The 17,187-nt window shown below is 35.6% G+C and carries 15 protein-coding genes; 12 read left to right on the forward strand and 3 right to left on the reverse strand.

Features of this window, described 5'->3' with window-relative positions; translation table 11 throughout:
- Nucleotides 1-59: 59 nt before the first annotated feature.
- Complete coding sequence (gene malQ, locus SP041_RS13575) at nt 60-2,252, reverse strand: 4-alpha-glucanotransferase (RefSeq protein WP_025563611.1); 2,193 nt, start codon at nt 2,250-2,252, stop codon at nt 60-62.
- A 296-nt stretch (nt 2,253-2,548) separates the two neighbouring features.
- Between malQ and SP041_RS13580 the strand changes: the two genes are divergently transcribed.
- The 11 genes from SP041_RS13580 (at nt 2,549) to SP041_RS13630 (ending at nt 14,337) form a co-directional block, all read left to right on the forward strand.
- Nucleotides 2,549-3,442 carry a D-hexose-6-phosphate mutarotase gene (locus tag SP041_RS13580; protein ID WP_025563610.1) on the forward strand — a complete coding sequence of 298 codons (894 nt, stop codon included), beginning with the start codon at nt 2,549-2,551 and terminating at the stop codon, nt 3,440-3,442.
- Nucleotides 3,443-3,799: 357 nt separating this feature from the next.
- Nucleotides 3,800-4,792 carry a type I glyceraldehyde-3-phosphate dehydrogenase gene (gap, locus tag SP041_RS13585; protein ID WP_025563609.1) on the forward strand — a complete coding sequence of 331 codons (993 nt, stop codon included), beginning with the start codon at nt 3,800-3,802 and terminating at the stop codon, nt 4,790-4,792.
- Nucleotides 4,793-5,831: 1,039 nt separating this feature from the next.
- Nucleotides 5,832-7,262 carry an exodeoxyribonuclease I gene (gene sbcB, locus SP041_RS13590; RefSeq protein WP_025564239.1) on the forward strand — a complete coding sequence of 477 codons (1,431 nt, stop codon included), beginning with the start codon at nt 5,832-5,834 and terminating at the stop codon, nt 7,260-7,262.
- An 81-nt stretch (nt 7,263-7,343) separates the two neighbouring features.
- Nucleotides 7,344-7,898: a hypothetical protein gene (locus SP041_RS13595; RefSeq protein WP_137297884.1), complete on the forward strand. Its 555-nt coding sequence runs from the start codon at nt 7,344-7,346 to the stop codon at nt 7,896-7,898.
- A 135-nt stretch (nt 7,899-8,033) separates the two neighbouring features.
- Entirely contained in the window at nt 8,034-8,999 is a 966-nt protein-coding gene (cysK, locus tag SP041_RS13600) for a cysteine synthase A (RefSeq protein WP_025564236.1), read from the forward strand.
- 397 nt (nt 9,000-9,396) lie between these two features.
- Nucleotides 9,397-9,654 carry an HPr family phosphocarrier protein gene (locus SP041_RS13605; protein ID WP_025564234.1) on the forward strand — a complete coding sequence of 86 codons (258 nt, stop codon included), beginning with the start codon at nt 9,397-9,399 and terminating at the stop codon, nt 9,652-9,654.
- Between the two features lie 47 nt (nt 9,655-9,701).
- Nucleotides 9,702-11,423, forward strand: coding sequence for a phosphoenolpyruvate-protein phosphotransferase PtsI (gene ptsI / locus SP041_RS13610; protein ID WP_025564232.1), 1,722 nt, complete (start codon nt 9,702-9,704; stop codon nt 11,421-11,423).
- Nucleotides 11,424-11,501: 78 nt separating this feature from the next.
- Nucleotides 11,502-12,011, forward strand: coding sequence for a PTS glucose transporter subunit IIA (gene crr, locus SP041_RS13615; RefSeq protein WP_025564230.1), 510 nt, complete (start codon nt 11,502-11,504; stop codon nt 12,009-12,011).
- Nucleotides 12,012-12,160: 149 nt separating this feature from the next.
- Nucleotides 12,161-12,511, forward strand: a complete 351-nt coding sequence (locus SP041_RS13620) for an ArsC family reductase (protein ID WP_025564228.1) — start codon at nt 12,161-12,163, stop codon at nt 12,509-12,511.
- A 9-nt stretch (nt 12,512-12,520) separates the two neighbouring features.
- The gene (gene dapE, locus SP041_RS13625; protein ID WP_025564226.1) at nt 12,521-13,654 is read left to right on the forward strand and encodes a succinyl-diaminopimelate desuccinylase; all 1,134 of its coding nucleotides are present in this window, start codon (nt 12,521-12,523) and stop codon (nt 13,652-13,654) included.
- On the forward strand, nt 13,651-14,337 hold the full coding sequence (locus SP041_RS13630) for a M15 family metallopeptidase (protein WP_240791472.1): 687 nt from the start codon (nt 13,651-13,653) through the stop codon (nt 14,335-14,337). The genes dapE and SP041_RS13630 overlap by 4 nt, the downstream gene beginning before the upstream one ends.
- A gap of 179 nt (nt 14,338-14,516) precedes the next feature.
- Here SP041_RS13630 and SP041_RS13635 read toward each other — a convergent pair whose 3' ends face one another.
- Nucleotides 14,517-14,999, reverse strand: a complete 483-nt coding sequence (locus tag SP041_RS13635; RefSeq protein WP_025564223.1) for a YajQ family cyclic di-GMP-binding protein — start codon at nt 14,997-14,999, stop codon at nt 14,517-14,519.
- A gap of 171 nt (nt 15,000-15,170) precedes the next feature.
- Here SP041_RS13635 and SP041_RS13640 point away from each other — a divergent pair, with 171 nt between their 5' ends.
- Complete coding sequence (locus SP041_RS13640; RefSeq protein WP_240791473.1) at nt 15,171-16,142, forward strand: 2-dehydropantoate 2-reductase; 972 nt, start codon at nt 15,171-15,173, stop codon at nt 16,140-16,142.
- Here the strand turns inward: SP041_RS13640 and SP041_RS13645 are convergent.
- On the reverse strand, nt 16,120-17,130 hold the full coding sequence (locus SP041_RS13645; protein ID WP_025564219.1) for an LPP20 family lipoprotein: 1,011 nt from the start codon (nt 17,128-17,130) through the stop codon (nt 16,120-16,122). The two genes, SP041_RS13640 and SP041_RS13645, sit on opposite strands and share 23 nt — an antisense overlap.
- Nucleotides 17,131-17,187 lie beyond the last annotated feature (57 nt).

Below are 17,187 nucleotides of genomic sequence, written 5' to 3' on the forward strand. Positions count from 1 at the left end.
CGTTGGTTTTTTAGTCATATTAAATACCTAATTCGAAGTTTATTTAGCCTGAACTTACATTATTTAGAACGAGCTTCTGTTAACGCTTTCATTAAATGCAGAATGTCGCTATCAGCAAAAATAGCCTCTACATTATGCGTTAACTTACGTTGCCAATTTCTATACTCATCGCTTGTGCCTGGCACATTAACGGGTTGGTCCATTTCTAAGAAATCTTCAAGTTGTAAACTCAATAACGAAGCACTGCCCGTCGCAAGATGCTTTTGTAAGTCAAAACTTAAAGCTTTATCCATCCCTGTTGTATTGGCATCCAGATAAAGATCATCCGGTACACTGTTATGACCATGTAAACTATTTAGAATTTGTTGTTTGCTTTCAACTCGGTCTGCCAGTAATCGGTGAAATACTTCATCATCTGGGTATAAACCTAACGTTCTACCTAAATACAGATCTTCACAGTGCCAATACCCTTTAATCGTCGGCATATCATGTGTCGACAATGTTGCCATCGCCTGTTGTATATAATGCGAAGGGGAGATAAAACCGCCATCGGGTGCTTGTTCAAAAAAGAAGACTTTATAAGAATAAACGCCAGCCTCTTTTAATAGCACATCCATACCTTCAGGTACTGTGCCTAAGTCTTCACCGATCACTAAGCATTGGTTACGTGTGCTTTCTAGCGCTAATATATTCAACATATCGTAAATATTGTAATAAATATAAGCCCCTGCGTCGGCAGTAGAACCTTCTGGTACCCACCATAATCGTAATAAGGCCATCACATGGTCGATACGTAAGGCACCACAATGGCTCATGTTAGACTGTAATAATTCAATGAAAGGTTGGTAACGCGATTTGTAAAGTTGGTCTGGTGAAAGCGGAGGTAATCCCCAACTTTGCCCTAGCGGCCCTAAGACATCAGGTGGCGCACCAATACTGACATTTTCACAATACAAATCATGATTTGCCCAAATTTCGCTACTGCTTTTTCCCACACCAACCGCTAAATCTCTATACAAGCCTAACGTCATGCCTAATGAACGAGCAAGTTCATCTGCTTCAGCTAATTGCGTATCAGTAACCCATTGGCAATAACTCCAGAACAAGATTTCCTGTTTATTTTCAGTTATCCAATCTTGTGTACTGTCGCTAGAGAATGATTGAAAGCTTTCAGGCCATGATGGCCAGCCCCAAGCGTGCTCATTTTCAGCTAAAAATTTAAATTGCAAAGCATCATAAGCAGCTTGTTGCGTTAATGAATCACCTTTCTGTTTAACAAACTCATGCAGGGAATCTAAACGCGTTTGATTTTCTTTTTTTCCATTTATTAGGGTATCAAACAGTGACCTAAGTGCCTTCAATTTAACTGTGGTGACATTAACATAATCAACCCATTCCGACTCTCTCAGGCTTGATAGTTGTTGTTGGAATTCAGATGTTGCTAATTCAGCTTGTAAACTATCGCAATGTGTAAACTCAGGTACAGCAGTGATATCGGTATACAGTATATTTAACCATTTACGCGATGAAGGACTATAGGGGCTTGCATTCTGTGGTTGGGATGGGTTGAGTGCATGAATTGGATTTAAACCAATGAAGTCTCCACCATTTTCCGCTGTTTTAATGAGTAACTGTTTTAAATCGGAGAAATCGCCAATTCCCCAATTGCTTTGGCTTTTCAAACAATATAGTTGAACACTTGTCCCCCACAGTTTTTTACCCTCTTGAATAGCCATTGGGGTAAAACAAGCATCTGGAGTGATGATTAAGGACATTTCAGCTAATGGTTCTTCATTGCCTTTTTCGAGTAAAGTTAATTGATGATAACCAATATTTAAAGGCACTTCGATAGTCACTTCATATAATTGAAATTCGACGTCAGAAATATCTTTGCAGCCTAATAAAGGAAAATCAGTCGCCGTAATAGTTTTATCAATTTGCAAACCGTCTTCTGTTGTTATTCTATAAATTAATGGGTCTGTAACAAAGTCGATAGGCAGGTGAACTTCAAGTTGATATTCGCGATCTTGCTGTAAAACTGAAACAGGTGCTAACAAAGATAACCAATGTTGTAACTCTTCCTGTTCATAATAAGCAGTTAATGCAGCATCATCTGATGCATCAAACCCCATATGGTTAATAAGTGTCTTAACGTTTTCATCAAGAACTGTGGTTGGTTTACCCCAAGCATCAACGAAGTTAAGGTCGATACCTTTTAATTGCATAAATGAATCTAATGCTGAACTACTCATAATACACCTATCTATATGGTTAATTTATTACAGTTTTACAATCTTAAAAATGAGTATTTAACTAATAGAGAATATTTGCAATGATTTAATCAATAAACGCCTTTGCAATAAGATGTTTTTTTTACTAAATAAAATTAAACACTATTTATAATCACATAGCAATTAGCCTTACCTCTTTTTATACACGCCTTTAAAATTGAGAAATAATAGGTTTTATTATTTTTAATCAACAATATAGTAGAATATGTGGAATAAGATAACAGCAGTAAATACAATTCATGACATAGGGAATAAAAATGATTTCACATTTGCGACTTAAAACGACAAAAACATTAAGCCCAAGCATTTGCATGCAAGTAGATGATAATGGTTTTGAATTTGTGGTTATTAATCATAAAAACTTCGATGCTGCTTTTTCACTTCATGGCGCTCATTTAGTTCATTTCCAAACAAAACAGCAAGCACCTCTGATTTATCTCAGTAAATCGACACCTTACAATCATAGTAAAGCAATCAGAGGTGGCGTCCCTATTTGTTGGCCATGGTTTGGTAATACAGAAGAAAGTAAAAGTAAAAATTTACCTTCGCATGGATTGGCTCGTATTAGCCAATGGACATTAGCTAACATTAATGAAACAGGAGTTGGTGTTGATATTGAATTCTCACTGACTGCTAACGCTGAAACCAAAGCGATTTGGGATCACGACTTTTCATTAACACTTAACGCCTCTTTATCAGATCAAATTGAATTAAGCTTGATAACTAATAATACAAGTAATGAAGATTTCAGTTATGGTGGTGCACTCCATACTTATTTACATGTAGCTGACAGCGGTCATTGTTCAGTTGAAGGGCTTGCTCCTAGTTATAAAGATTCTCTGGATAACGGTAAACGTAAAAGTAGCGATCAGATTTTAAATATTAGTGAGTCGGTTGATTCTATTTATGATGCAGGTGAACAACAAATTAGAGTTAATGACAAAAGTAACCAACGAACAATAACGATTAATAATGAGGGAAATGATTCTGTTGTGGTCTGGAATCCATGGGTAGAAATAGCAAAAAAATTCGTTGATATGCCAGATGATGGTTATAAAACAATGCTATGTATAGAGTCTGCAATTACCTCAAAACAAGGTGTATTGATTAAAGCGGGACAATCACACACACTAAAAACAGTTATAAAATAAACAATAACTTTCATAAATATAAAAAAACTCACAAAAAACGAACAAAAAAAATCTATTTTATGAAATAAGGTTATGGAACTAGTTACAGTTAGCTATTGACTTAAGTAAAAAGCTAAAATAGAACGAGAAATAGCAGTTTAATGATGGTTTTTCTTTATTTTATCAAGAATAGCCCTTAATATGCCTTAGTAATTTAATTACTGTGATATTAGTTCAAAAAAACATTATCTTTTTTTAGAAAATAATTAAGAAAGTTTTTTGTGAGCTTATAACTTGACTAACATCAAGTCTTAGGCGCATTTGGCGTCTATAATGATGACAAGTTTAAAAAATCAAACCTCCATAAGGAACAATAAAATGACAATTAAAGTAGGTATTAACGGCTTCGGTCGCATCGGCCGTTTCGTATTCCGTGCAGCATGTGAACGTGCTGATTTCGAAGTTGTTGCAATCAATGACTTAATCGACGTTGAATACATGGCTTACATGCTTAAATATGACTCAACGCACGGTCGTTTCAACGGTACTGTTGAAGTTAAAGACGGTAACCTAATCGTAAACGGCAAAACTGTACGTGTAACTGCTGAACGTGATCCAGCTGACCTTAAATGGGATGCAGTAGGCGTAGACGTAGTAGCTGAAGCAACTGGTTTCTTCCTTACTGACGAAACAGCTCGTAAGCACATCACTGCTGGCGCTAAAAAAGTTGTTTTAACTGGTCCTTCTGGTGACGTTCCAATGTTCGTAAACGGCGTTAACTTCTCTGAATACGCTGGTCAAGATATCGTTTCTAACGCTTCTTGTACTACTAACTGTCTAGCACCTATCGCTAAAGTACTTAACGATAAATGGGGCATTGAGTCTGGTCTAATGACGACTGTTCATGCAACTACAGCTACACAAAAAACTGTTGACGGTCCATCTGTTAAAGATTGGCGCGGTGGTCGTGGTGCTTCTCAAAACATCATCCCATCTTCAACTGGTGCTGCTAAAGCAGTAGGTAAAGTTATTCCTGCACTTAACGGTCTACTAACTGGTATGGCTTTCCGTGTACCAACTGCTGATGTTTCAGTTGTTGACTTAACAGTTAACCTTAAAACTGCTGCTACATACGAAGAAATTTGTGCAGAAATGAAACGCGCTTCTGAAAATGAAATGGCTGGCGTTCTTGGTTACACTGAAGATGACGTAGTATCACAAGATTTCATCGGTGAAACTCAAACTTCTGTATTCGATTCAAAAGCTGGTTTGTCACTAACTGACAAATTCGTTAAAGTTGTATCTTGGTACGACAACGAAATCGGTTACTCTAATAAAGTTCTAGACCTAGTTGCACTTATTTCTAAATAAGTTTAATTAAATAGAATTTATAAAGCCTGCTATACGCGGGCTTTTTTGTGCCTGTAATAAAATACATTAAATTAAATACATTAAATGGCATAGCAGAAGAACAACGAAATCGAACTAAGTTAACACACGAAATAAAGTGCTAGACCTAGTTGCACTTATTTCTAAATAAGTTTAATTAAATAGAATATTTGAAGCCTGCCTTGTGCAGGCTTTTTTATGCCTGCAATAAAATACATTAAATGGTAGAAGAACAACGAAATCGAACTAAGTTAACTCCCGAAATAAAGTTCTAGACCTAGTTGCACTTATTTCTAAATAAGTTTAATTAAATAGAATATTTGAAGCCTGCCTTGTGCAGGCTTTTTTATGCCTGCAATAAAATACATTAAATTAAATACATTAAATGGCGTGGCAGATAGAACAACGAAATCGAACTAAGTTAACACACGAAATAAAGTGCTAGATCTACTAACCCTTATTTCTAAATAAGTTTAATGAGATGGCATGGTAGATAAAACAACGAAATCGAACCAAGTTAACACACGAAATTTAACTAAATTAAAATGATGCAGTGCTAGAAAACCTAAACAAACGTAAAGTTGTTATTATCTATTAGAAAAATGAATTAATGTTTCCCAATAAAACAAAAAAGATCATTCCACTATTGTTTATAGAAAAACATTTAAAATAAGTGGTTTAATTTAACAGCCCTTTATGACTTAAAACCCTTCAAACCTGCTGAAAGGTAAGCTATTTAAATTTAAAGCCGCAACATTGGCCTTCCCTTTCTTATAAGTTAAAAAATGAAACAACCGCTGTTACAACCCATCAAAAATAATAACTTTAATTTCACAATCTTGTAACTACCACTTCAAACGCCAAATAACCAACGTCAAAAGAAGACGTAAACAATATTTAAAGGGTTTAAGAAGCTAACTTGGTAAAATCTGCTTAATTTCAAAGGCATTTATACCAATTGATTCGCTTTTTATGATCAAATTAGCCACAATATAACGACTCAAGCAATAGGTACAAAAATATGAATCAAGAATCCCCAAGCCTTCTTTGGCACGATTATGAAACCTTCGGGTTAAACCCAGGAACGGATCGCCCTTCTCAGTTTGCAGGCATTCGTACTGATCTTGATTTAAATATCATTTCTGAGCCTTATCAATGGTACTGCAGACCACCCAACGATTATTTACCTGCTCCTGAAGCGTGTTTAGTAACGGGAATAACACCACAATATGCGTTGCAACATGGTGAATTTGAAAACCAATTTATATTTAATATATTGCAGCAATTCCAACAGCAAAACACGTGCGTTGTTGGGTATAACAATATTCGCTTTGATGATGAAGTCACACGCTTTACTTTGTATCGTAATTTTCATGACCCTTATCAAAGAGAATGGCAAAATGGCTGCTCTCGCTGGGACATTATTGACATGGTTCGCGCTTGCTATGCACTCAGACCAGAAGGTATTGAATGGGTATTTGATGAAAATGATGCGCCAAGTTTTAAACTTGAGTTATTAACTAAAGCTAATGACATTGTTCATCAGCAAGCACATGATGCGATGTCGGATGTTTATGCCACTATCGCCATGGCAAAACTAATTAAGACAGCACATCCAAAGCTATATGACTATTGTTATAGTTTGAGACAAAAAAATAAAGTATTAAACGAACTGAAGCTTGGTACATTTAAACCTTTAGTTCATATCTCTGGTATGTTTTCTGCGATGCAAGGCTGTTGTTCTTATATTTTACCTATCGCACAACACCCAAGTAACAATAATGCAGTGATAGTGCTTGATTTAAATAAAGATATTTCACAACTTTTATCGTTGAGTGTTGAAGATATCCAATCTTACTTATATACCGCTACGGATAATTTACCAGAGGGTATTAATAGACCCCCTATTAAATTAATCCATATTAATAAATGCCCTATCGTAGCAAGTGCAAAAACATTAAGTGCAGAGAGAGCAAAAGAATTAGGGGTTGATGCAAAACAATGCCGTCAATCAATGGATACGTTCTCAGAAAATAAACATTTGGTTGAGAAACTGATTGCAGTGTTTGACACTGAATCCAAAAGCAGCAAGGAACAACAACCAGAACAAAAATTGTATTCTGGCGGTTTCCCTACTGCTAACGACAAAAATCAAGCAAAAGCGATCACCAGTTTGTCGCCACAACAAATTGCTAATTACCAAGTTACTTTTGATGATCCTAATTTTGATAATTTATGGTGGCGATACAAAGCAAGAAATTATCCGCAAATGTTATCACTTGAAGAGCAACAAAAATGGGGTAGACACAGAGAAGCTTATCTTATTGAACATGTAGATAATTATGTTGCACGCTTAGAAATGCTAGTGATTGAGCATCAACATAGCCCAGAAAAGATCGAAGTATTGCAAAAACTGGGACATTACTTAGAGTTTTTGACAGGGAATACATAAGAGACATCATAAATGCTTTATTATTAATCGATTATTTAATTATTAATAGAGCATGAATGTCTGATGAGGAGTTTACTTGTATTGCGATTATTTTTTTTTATATTACTAAGCTCGTTAATGACTTCAAGCTTTGCTAAAGATTCACCTAAAAATCAATTACAAATTGATTACCAAAATAGTCTGACGGGCATCGATTTTCTGGATTATCCTTTTTTGACTGTATACCAAATCCCAGAAGCAACTTATGATTATCTTAATTCTGCTTTTAGTCGTTTTTATCGAACGGTTACTTTCAATACGTCTATTAAAGACAGTACATTTGTGAAAAGTAATCAATATGAAATCATTTCAATTCCTTTTATTGCCACTAATAGTGAATATTTTCAGTTTGAAGTCTTTGGTAAACTAACTGACTCCGAATACAGTGTTCAAAGTGAAATGACTAAAAATAATGTTCTTTATCAATACAACGAAAATTCTGATGTGTTAGATATTTATAACAGTACAATTGCATTAGGTGCAGGCTTTAGCTTTAAAACATCCCCATTTAGTAAAGTTAAAGTGCTATTTTCTAATGAAAGTTTACCCGGATATGGTAATAGCCAGGCATTAATTGGATTTGAGTCTCAATTTTAAAGGCTCACTACACTGCAAACTATACATAGCTCAAAAACCTATATGGTATAACAAAATTTCACTTCCCCATTTACACACATTGGATATGCTACTATCCATTAACAATTCAAACACCCAACTGATAGGAACAATATTATGAGTAAGATTTTTAGCGATAATTCACAAGCAATTGGCAATACACCATTAGTACGTTTAAACAATGTAACGACGGGTAATGTATTTGCAAAAATTGAAAGTCGTAATCCAAGCTTCAGTGTGAAATGTCGTATTGGTGCTAACATGATTACAGCAGCAGAAAAAGATGGCACTTTAACAAAAGATGTTGAATTAGTTGAAGCAACAAGTGGCAATACAGGTATTGCACTTGCATTTGTAGCCGCTGCTCGTGGATATAAAATCACATTAACAATGCCAAATACAATGAGTGTTGAGCGTCGTAAATTATTGAAAGCATTAGGTGCTAACTTAGTACTAACAGATGGTGCATTAGGCATGAAAGGCGCTATCAACAAAGCAGAAGAACTTGGTGCTTCTACAACTGGTAAATACCTAGTATTACGTCAATTCGAAAACCCTGCAAACCCGCAAATCCATGTTGAAACAACAGGCCCTGAAATCTGGAATGATACTGACGGTGAAATCGATGTTTTTGTAGCTGGTGTTGGTACTGGTGGTACAATTTCTGGTGTAAGTCGTTACATTAAAGAAATTCAAGGTAAGAAAATTATCAGTGTTGCTGTTGAACCAACAGATTCACCTGTTATTTCACAAACATTAGCAGGCGAAGACATTAAACCTGGCCCACATAAAATCCAAGGTATCGGTGCTGGTTTCATTCCTAAAAACTTAGATATGTCATTAATTGATCGAGCTGAGCAAGTTAGTAACGAAGATTCAATTAATATGGCTCGTCGTTTAATGGAAGAAGAAGGTATTTTAGCGGGTATTTCTTCAGGTGCAGCAGTTGTAGCAGCAGCGCGTTTAGCAGCAGAACCTGAATTCAAAGATAAAAATATTGTTGTAATCTTGCCAAGTTCTGGTGAGCGTTATTTATCAACCGCGCTTTTTGCTGGTGTTTTTGAAGGTGAAAACTTCGCATAACGTCTAAAAAACGGCTTAAGAAAGGTACTTTTTAGTACCTTTTTTTATATAAAATGAAAGTCGAAATTAAGCTAAGGTCAAAAAACGCACAAAAACAACAATAATACGTAGTTTTAGCCTTCAAAGAGGAGAAAATCGTTGACCTACCTCTCCTTATTTAGGATCATTAAATATGATTTTGGGCTTTTCAAAAAAGGCACGTTAAACACGGATTTACTTGAGTTGAAGCATAATGTTTTAGTTAATAAGCATTATCATTTAGATGTTATTTCTACCTCTCATTTTTAGTGTTTATTATTGTTGGTTTTGACAATTCCAATGTCACTCAATAGCAATTTTTATCTATATCAATTAAAATCGCTATCATTAAAAATTCAATTTTATTTAAGGTGTTACCATGTATCAAAAAACAGTAACTATCACAGCTCCAAACGGCCTTCATACTCGTCCTGCAGCTCAATTCGTAAAAGAAGCAAAATCATTTGCATCTGACATCTCAGTTGAAGTTGGCACTAAATCTGCAAGCGCTAAAAGTCTTTTCAAACTACAAACTTTAGGTTTAACTCAAGGCACTTCAGTAAACATCAAAGCCGAAGGCGCTGATGAGCAAAAAGCTGTTGATACGCTAGTTGAGTTAATGGCAACATTAGTTTAATTCAAATATCTTTTATTAGATTAAATTTAGTAGTTTAAGGATAGGTTATGATATCTGGCATACTGGCATCCCCTGGTATTACGTTTGCAAAAGCGTTGTTATTACAAGAAGACGAAATTTCTCTCAATACTGAGAAAGTGAGCAATATTGAACATGAAATAACTCGATTTGTTGATGGCAGAGCAAAAACTTCAGCTCAACTTGAAATAGTCAAGCAAAAAGCTCTTGAGACATTTGGTGAAGAGAAAGAAGCTATCTTCGAAGGGCATATAATGCTGCTTGAAGATGAAGAGCTTGAAGAAGATATCATCACCTATATGAAAGCCAACAAGTGTACTGCAGACTTCGCTATCAATGCGGTTGTAGAAGAAAATGCACAAATGTTGCAAGAATTAGATGACCCTTATTTACGTGAGCGTGCTGCTGATTTCCGTGATATCGGCAACCGTTTATTAAAAAACGTATTGGGTATCGAACTTGTTAATTTAAGCGACATCTCAGAAGAAGTTATTTTAATTGCAAATGACTTAACACCCTCTGAAACAGCACAAATTAACCTTGATAAAGTATTAGGCTTTATTACTGATATTGGTGGTCGTACTTCTCACACATCAATAATGGCACGTTCATTAGAAATTCCAGCGATTGTTGGTACTAATGATATTACTAAATGTGTTAAAAATGGTGATATGGTTATTCTTGATGCAATCAATAACAAGATAATTATTAATCCAACTAAAATTCAATTAGCTGAAGCAAAATCAGTTCGAGATGACTTTTTAAATGAAAAAGCTGAACTTGCTAAGTTAAAAGACCTTCCTGCAACAACGCTAGATGGTCATCAAGTTGAAATAGGTTCAAACGTCGGCTCAGTTAAAGATACTGATGGCGCTAAACGTAACGGTGCTGAATGTGTTGGTTTATACCGCACAGAGTTCCTGTTTATGGATAGAGACCAATTGCCTACAGAAGATGAGCAATTCCTTGCTTATAAAGATGTAGTTGAAGCGATGGAAGGTAAATCTTGTATTATCCGTACGATGGATATTGGTGGAGATAAAGATCTACCGTACTTAAACTTGCCTACAGAATTAAATCCATTTTTAGGATGGCGCGCGATCCGTATTTGTTTCGACCGTCCTGAAATAATGAATCCTCAATTGCGAGCACTATTACGCGCTTCAGCATTTGGTAAAATTCGCATTATGTTCCCAATGATCATTTCAGTTGAAGAAATTCGTAAGCTGAAAGACATTTTAGAAACATTAAAAGCAGATTTGACTGAAGAAAATATTGCTTTCGACAAAGAAATTGAAATTGGTGTTATGATTGAAACACCAGCAGCGGCTGCAATTGCACACCATTTAATTAAAGAAGTAGAATTCTTTAGTATTGGTACTAATGATTTAACACAGTACACACTTGCTGTTGACCGTGGCAATGAATTAATTTCAGACCTATATAACCCATTAACACCGTCTGTATTAACGATCATTAAATCAGTGATTGATGCTTCTCATGCAGCAGGTAAATGGACTGGTATGTGTGGTGAATTAGCAGGTGATGAACATGCTACATTACTATTATTAGGCATGGGATTAGATGAGTTCTCTATGAGTGCAATCTCGATTCCAACTGTTAAGAAAATAATTCGTAGTACCACTTTTGCAGATGCGAAAGAATTAGCAGACAAAGCACTTTCTGTAGCAACAGCTGCAGAAATCGAAGCGTTAGTTAACGACTTCAATCATGCTAAAGGTATTAGTTAACTAATTGATACAAAGGTAATATAGCAACCTAATATTACCTTTGTATTTTATTCTATTAAAAACTTGGAGTTTACTAATATGGGTTTTTTTGATTCACTAAAAAAAGCAGTTACAGGCAGTACACCAACAGCAAATACCATTGATATTATTGCACCTCTTTCTGGTGAAATTATTGCAATTGAAGATGTGCCAGATGTGGTTTTTGCAGAAAAAATTGTTGGAGATGGTATTGCCATTCGTCCAACAGGCAACAAAATGGTTGCTCCTTGTGATGGTGAAATAGGCAAAATATTTGAAACAAACCATGCCTTTTCAATAGAATCTGATTCTGGTATTGAGTTATTTGTACATTTTGGTATTGATACTGTTGAGTTAAAAGGTGAAGGTTTCACTCGTATTGCTCAAGAAGGACAAAAAGTTAAAGCTGGTGATACTATCATTGAATTTGATCTTGCATTTTTAACTGAAAAAGCAAAATCAATTTTAACACCTGTTGTTATCTCAAATATGGACGAAATTAAAGAACTACAAAAAATGTCAGGCACTGTTGAAGTTGCTACTGATATTGTTCTTAAAATCGTTAAATAATAATACCTTGTATTGTTATTGAAGAGTCGCTTATGCGACTCTTTTACTTTATAAAGACCAAGCTTAGAGACCTCGCTTAAATTTTTCTTCTTGTCCCTTTTTTTGCTACAATTAATTATTCTTTCTATTTCAATTTGTAAGCACTTATTATGACAACTATCATGTACGGTATCCCTAATTGCGATACGATAAAAAAAGCCCAAAAATGGCTTAACGACAATAATATTCCATTTACTTTCCATGACTACCGTAAAAATGGTTTAGATAACGAATTACTGGCACAGTTGTTCGTCACATCAAGTTGGGATCAACTGCTCAATAAACGCAGTACAAGTTACCGAGCGCTCACTGAACAACAAAAAGAAACACTTAATGAAACGGCTGTTTGTCCGTTATTTATCGAATTCCCTACTTTAATTAAACGCCCTGTTGTTATTCATCAAGGTAATGCTATCGTCGGATTTAATATTAAAAACTATCAACAATTTTTTGCAGTATAAGGAAGTACAATGACTCACTCGCCTGTTGTAACATTATTAGAAGACTTAATCAGCCGACGTTCGGTAACACCTGAAGATGCCGGTTGCCAAGACTTACTTATTGCTCGTTTAGAAAAGCTAGGTTTTGTATGTGAAACCATGGAATTTGAAGACACTTTAAATCTATGGGCGAGAAAAGGTACTGAAGCTCCTTTATTCTGTTTTGCAGGGCATACAGATGTTGTACCAACAGGACCAGAAAGCAAATGGGATACGCCTCCTTTTGAACCGACTATCATTGACGGTATGTTATATGGTCGTGGTGCTGCCGATATGAAAAGTGGCATTGCAGCTTTCATCATTGGTTTGGAAGCCTTTATTGAAGAGCATAAAGATCACAAAGGCTCTATTGCATTATTGATCACAAGTGATGAAGAAGGCCCATTTATTAATGGTACAACACGTGTTATTGATGTTTTAGAAGCTAGAAATGAAAAAATTGACTATTGTATTGTCGGTGAACCATCAAGCACTAACCATGTTGGTGATATCATTAAAAATGGTCGTCGTGGCTCATTAACTGCTGATATTATTTTTAAAGGCACACAAGGCCATGTTGCTTACCCTCATCTAGTCAACAACCCTATTCATCTTGCGACACCAGTATTGACCGAACTATTTCAAACTGAATGGGATAAAGGAAATGAATACTTCCCAGCAACGAGCTTTCAAATTACTAATTTCAATTCTGGTACTGGTGCAAGTAATGTTGTTCCTGGTGATGCTATCGTACAATGTAACTTTCGTTACTCTACGGAATTAACGGCTGACATTTTAACTGAAAAAGTTGAAAGCATTCTTAATAAAGCAGAATTTGAATACGATATTAAGTGGACTTATAACGGTCAACCTTTTATCACCGAACCAGGCTCGTTAACCGATGCAGTAGCACAAGCAATTTTATCGACTAATGGTATCACAACAGAACTGTCAACAAGTGGTGGCACTTCTGATGCACGTTTTATTGCGCCTACAGGTGCTCAGGTCGTTGAATTAGGACCAATCAATGCCACGATACATAAAGTGAATGAATCGACTAATATCGCGCAATTAGACGAACTAGTAGATATCTTTAAATTAACCCTTAAGAATCTACTTGCATGACCTCGATTGCCATGACGCCGATGCAATTAACCGGTCAAGTGCAAACTCATCTTGTTGAGTTTGCACCAAATCGATTGTTACATAAACAAGTTATTGCTGATTTTACTGCGCTTCAACATGCCGCTAAACAACAAGGCTTCACACTGCATATTGCAAGTGCATTTCGCAGCTTTGAGCGTCAAATGTACATTTGGAATAATAAGTATTCTGGCGTCACGGCTATTTTGGATAAAAACGAGAAACCTGTCGATATTCAAAATATAAGCGAAACTGATAAGCTTTATAAATTATTACACTGGTCCGCCCTCCCCTCTGCAAGTCGACATCATTGGGGAACGGATATTGATGTTTATGATCCGACATTACTGCCACTGAACCAATCGTTACAATTACAAAAAAGTGAATACTTAAATGGTGGTTATTTTTCAGAATTAACAGAATGGTTAGGTAATAATATCCAACAGTTTGGTTTTTATCGTCCTTACCAACATGATCAAGGTGGAGTAGCACAAGAACCTTGGCATATTAGTTATTTTCCGTTGGCAGATGATTTTTTAAAGCAGTTAAAGATCGAACTTATTGAGCAAACAATAACAGCTCATCCTATATTAGGGAAAGAGTTAATTAAGACACAATTAACGACTATTTATGATCAGTATATTTGCAACCTTAGTGCGAGATAAATAAAGAAGTAAATAATGAGTTGAATAAAAAGCACAGTCACTCAACACAATCGTTAAAATAAAAAGTGGCATGACAGATTAGTATCTAAATGAATGTGTAGCATTACACTACACATTAGTATGATGAGAATGACAGGAAGCGAATTAAAAAATCATCTCAATCAACAAAAAAATTAGCTTTAGTCTTTAAAGTTATTAAACTGAAAACCCATTCCTAAATCACATTCTTTCACTAAACGCATCGCTTGTTGCAAGTCGTCACGTTTTTTACCCGTTACACGTAGTTGATCACCTTGAATAGCAACTTGCACTTTAATTTTGCTATCTTTGATCTGTTTTACTAGTTTTTTCGCTGTTGGTTGATCAACACCAACTTTAAATTTAATATTTTGAGACCAAAACTTACCTGAAGCATCGCATTTTTCTGCATCCATTGCACGTGTATCAACACCACGTTTAGATAGGTTTGCGCGTAACATGTCACGTAAAGCATTAATTTGCATATCAGCTTCAGCTTCTATTTTCACCACTTCTTTGTTAAGGGCGATAGATGCTTTTACACCACGAAAGTCATAACGAGTCCCCAATTCACGGCTAGTATTATCAACCGCATTTTTAACTTCTACTAAATCAATTTCCGAAACAATATCAAATGAAGGCATTTTTATTCCTTAATAAACAGTTTAAAATAATTATTGATGAATTTACCAGAAAACCCTTCAATCATCTATCCATAAGCCTTACTTTGTTGCTTGTATCTTATAATACAAATTAGCATAATGAAGAGACTTGTTAATCGCGATACATAAACAGCCCACTAAACGGTCTAATAAATGAGCGAACAAGTGAATAAGTCAGTTAACAAATGTGCAGAGGAATATATGATTCAGATTATTGGCGCAGGTGCAATTGGATGTCTATGGTTGGCAAAACTACATCAGTCTGGATATCCATGTCATATTGTTTCTCGCGGGAGTGCTAAACAGCCTCAACAACCATTAGATTTTACTGACTTACAAGGCCAGCAACATCAATTTATTATTTCGCATAGCCATCAATTATTAACAACCAGTATCGCTGAACAACAAAGTACTATTTTAGTCTGTGTTAAGGCACCACAAGTCCTGACTGCTTTGCTCGATCAACAGCAACATATCAATACTGATCAAGTGATAATACTGATGCACAATGGTTACGGCTGTGCAGAAGAGGTACAACAACACTTTCCAAGTAATCCTATTATTTGTGCAACGACCGCTAATGCCAGTTTATTAAATAAACCTTTAAATATTACTCATACTGGCTTAGGACCGAGTTACTTTGGCACTTATCAAACAGCCAATAAAAACCATCCTAGTAACATTAATTTAAGTGAATATATTGCGCCTTTACAAAAAGCAATGGCGGATGTTTATTGGAGTGAATCTATCCTTAATAAATGTTGGCTGAAATTAATTATTAATGCTGCTATCAACCCACTCACCGCCATTAATCAAATGACTAACGGTCAATTACAAGCACCGCAATACGAGGCTTTAATTCAACCTTTAGTATTAGAGGTATTTAGTATTGCAGAAGCTGAACGAATTGATTTTGAATTAGCAGAGTTACAACAGACTGTTTCAAATGTCATTACAGCAACAGCTGGGAATTATTCATCAATGAATAGGGATATTTTTTACGGTAGGGAGACTGAAATTGAATATATCAATGGTTATCTTATAAAAAAGGCGCAACAACATAACATTGCAACGCCTATTTTAAGTGACTTATACCAGCAAATTAAAGTGTTGGAGAGTCGCTAATTAATTGTTGTAAATATTCATTCATACGACTATTTACTTTATCTTGTAATCGAGGGGCTAATAACTCTTTTTGTTTAGCAGACACTTTAATAGACCATCTTTTACGGCTAATAGCTTGACCATTTTCAGTGATCGTCAACTCGTAACTACCTCGTAACCAATACCAAGCATCAATATAAGCAGGTTTAGTTATATCCATCATTGCAGAGATTTGTAATGGCGATGCCTCTACGACTGTCACACCTAAACGAGATAATCCCGCTTTAACTGTTCCTGCATGTGATTCTGAAGAAGTTGAATCAACACTTACTTGTAACGATGCCAATTGCTGTCTAATTAATTGTTCGATTTTCTCGCTTGAAACATCAATCGGAATACCGCTACCACTCATGTAGTTAAGTTGTAAGTCCGCCATTTTACGCGTTATTTGTATATCTCTAGCCGTTCGTAACGCATTAACTGCGACAATCGAGTTAGGTGCAACATTAATACTATAATCAATTAACTCAGCCGTTTGCTCGTCTAAACCTATAATTGATTCCGTTAAATTTTGTGCAGCGCTAATGCGATGTAAAACAGCAAGTGCATAATATTCACCTGTAGGGCTTAACCAACTTTCTTTTATTTCTACACCTTGAATTGCCTGCTCACTTTCCGTTTCAATATTTCTATGCAAAGTACTTGAGCTTTCTAATGTCACGCCTAATACACTTTCTTGCTTTACAGCTTCAGTTAGTGTTTTTGTTTCTGCTTTCACTCTAACAGAGAAGATTTCAACTAAGTTAGCAATCGCATTCTTCGATGCGCGGGTTCGACTTGACGCTTCTCCCACAGCCGTTAAATAAACTTCGCTAGGGTACTTATTCTGTGCATGGTCAATCCAATCTGGTCGCTCTGCTTCAGCTCTTTCTTCATTTGTTGGCGCTGCACACGCACTGAGTAATAGCAACGACAATAAAATAGGCAATGCTAATGTTATTTTTTTCATACTGATTCCTTAGCTTTTTTAATTTTTAGATTCGTTAATACTTTTTTATTGGTTAAT

Origin of the sequence: Psychromonas sp. SP041, from assembly GCF_000470315.2 — a bacterium.
Taxonomy (GTDB): Bacteria; Pseudomonadota; Gammaproteobacteria; order Enterobacterales; family Psychromonadaceae; genus Psychromonas.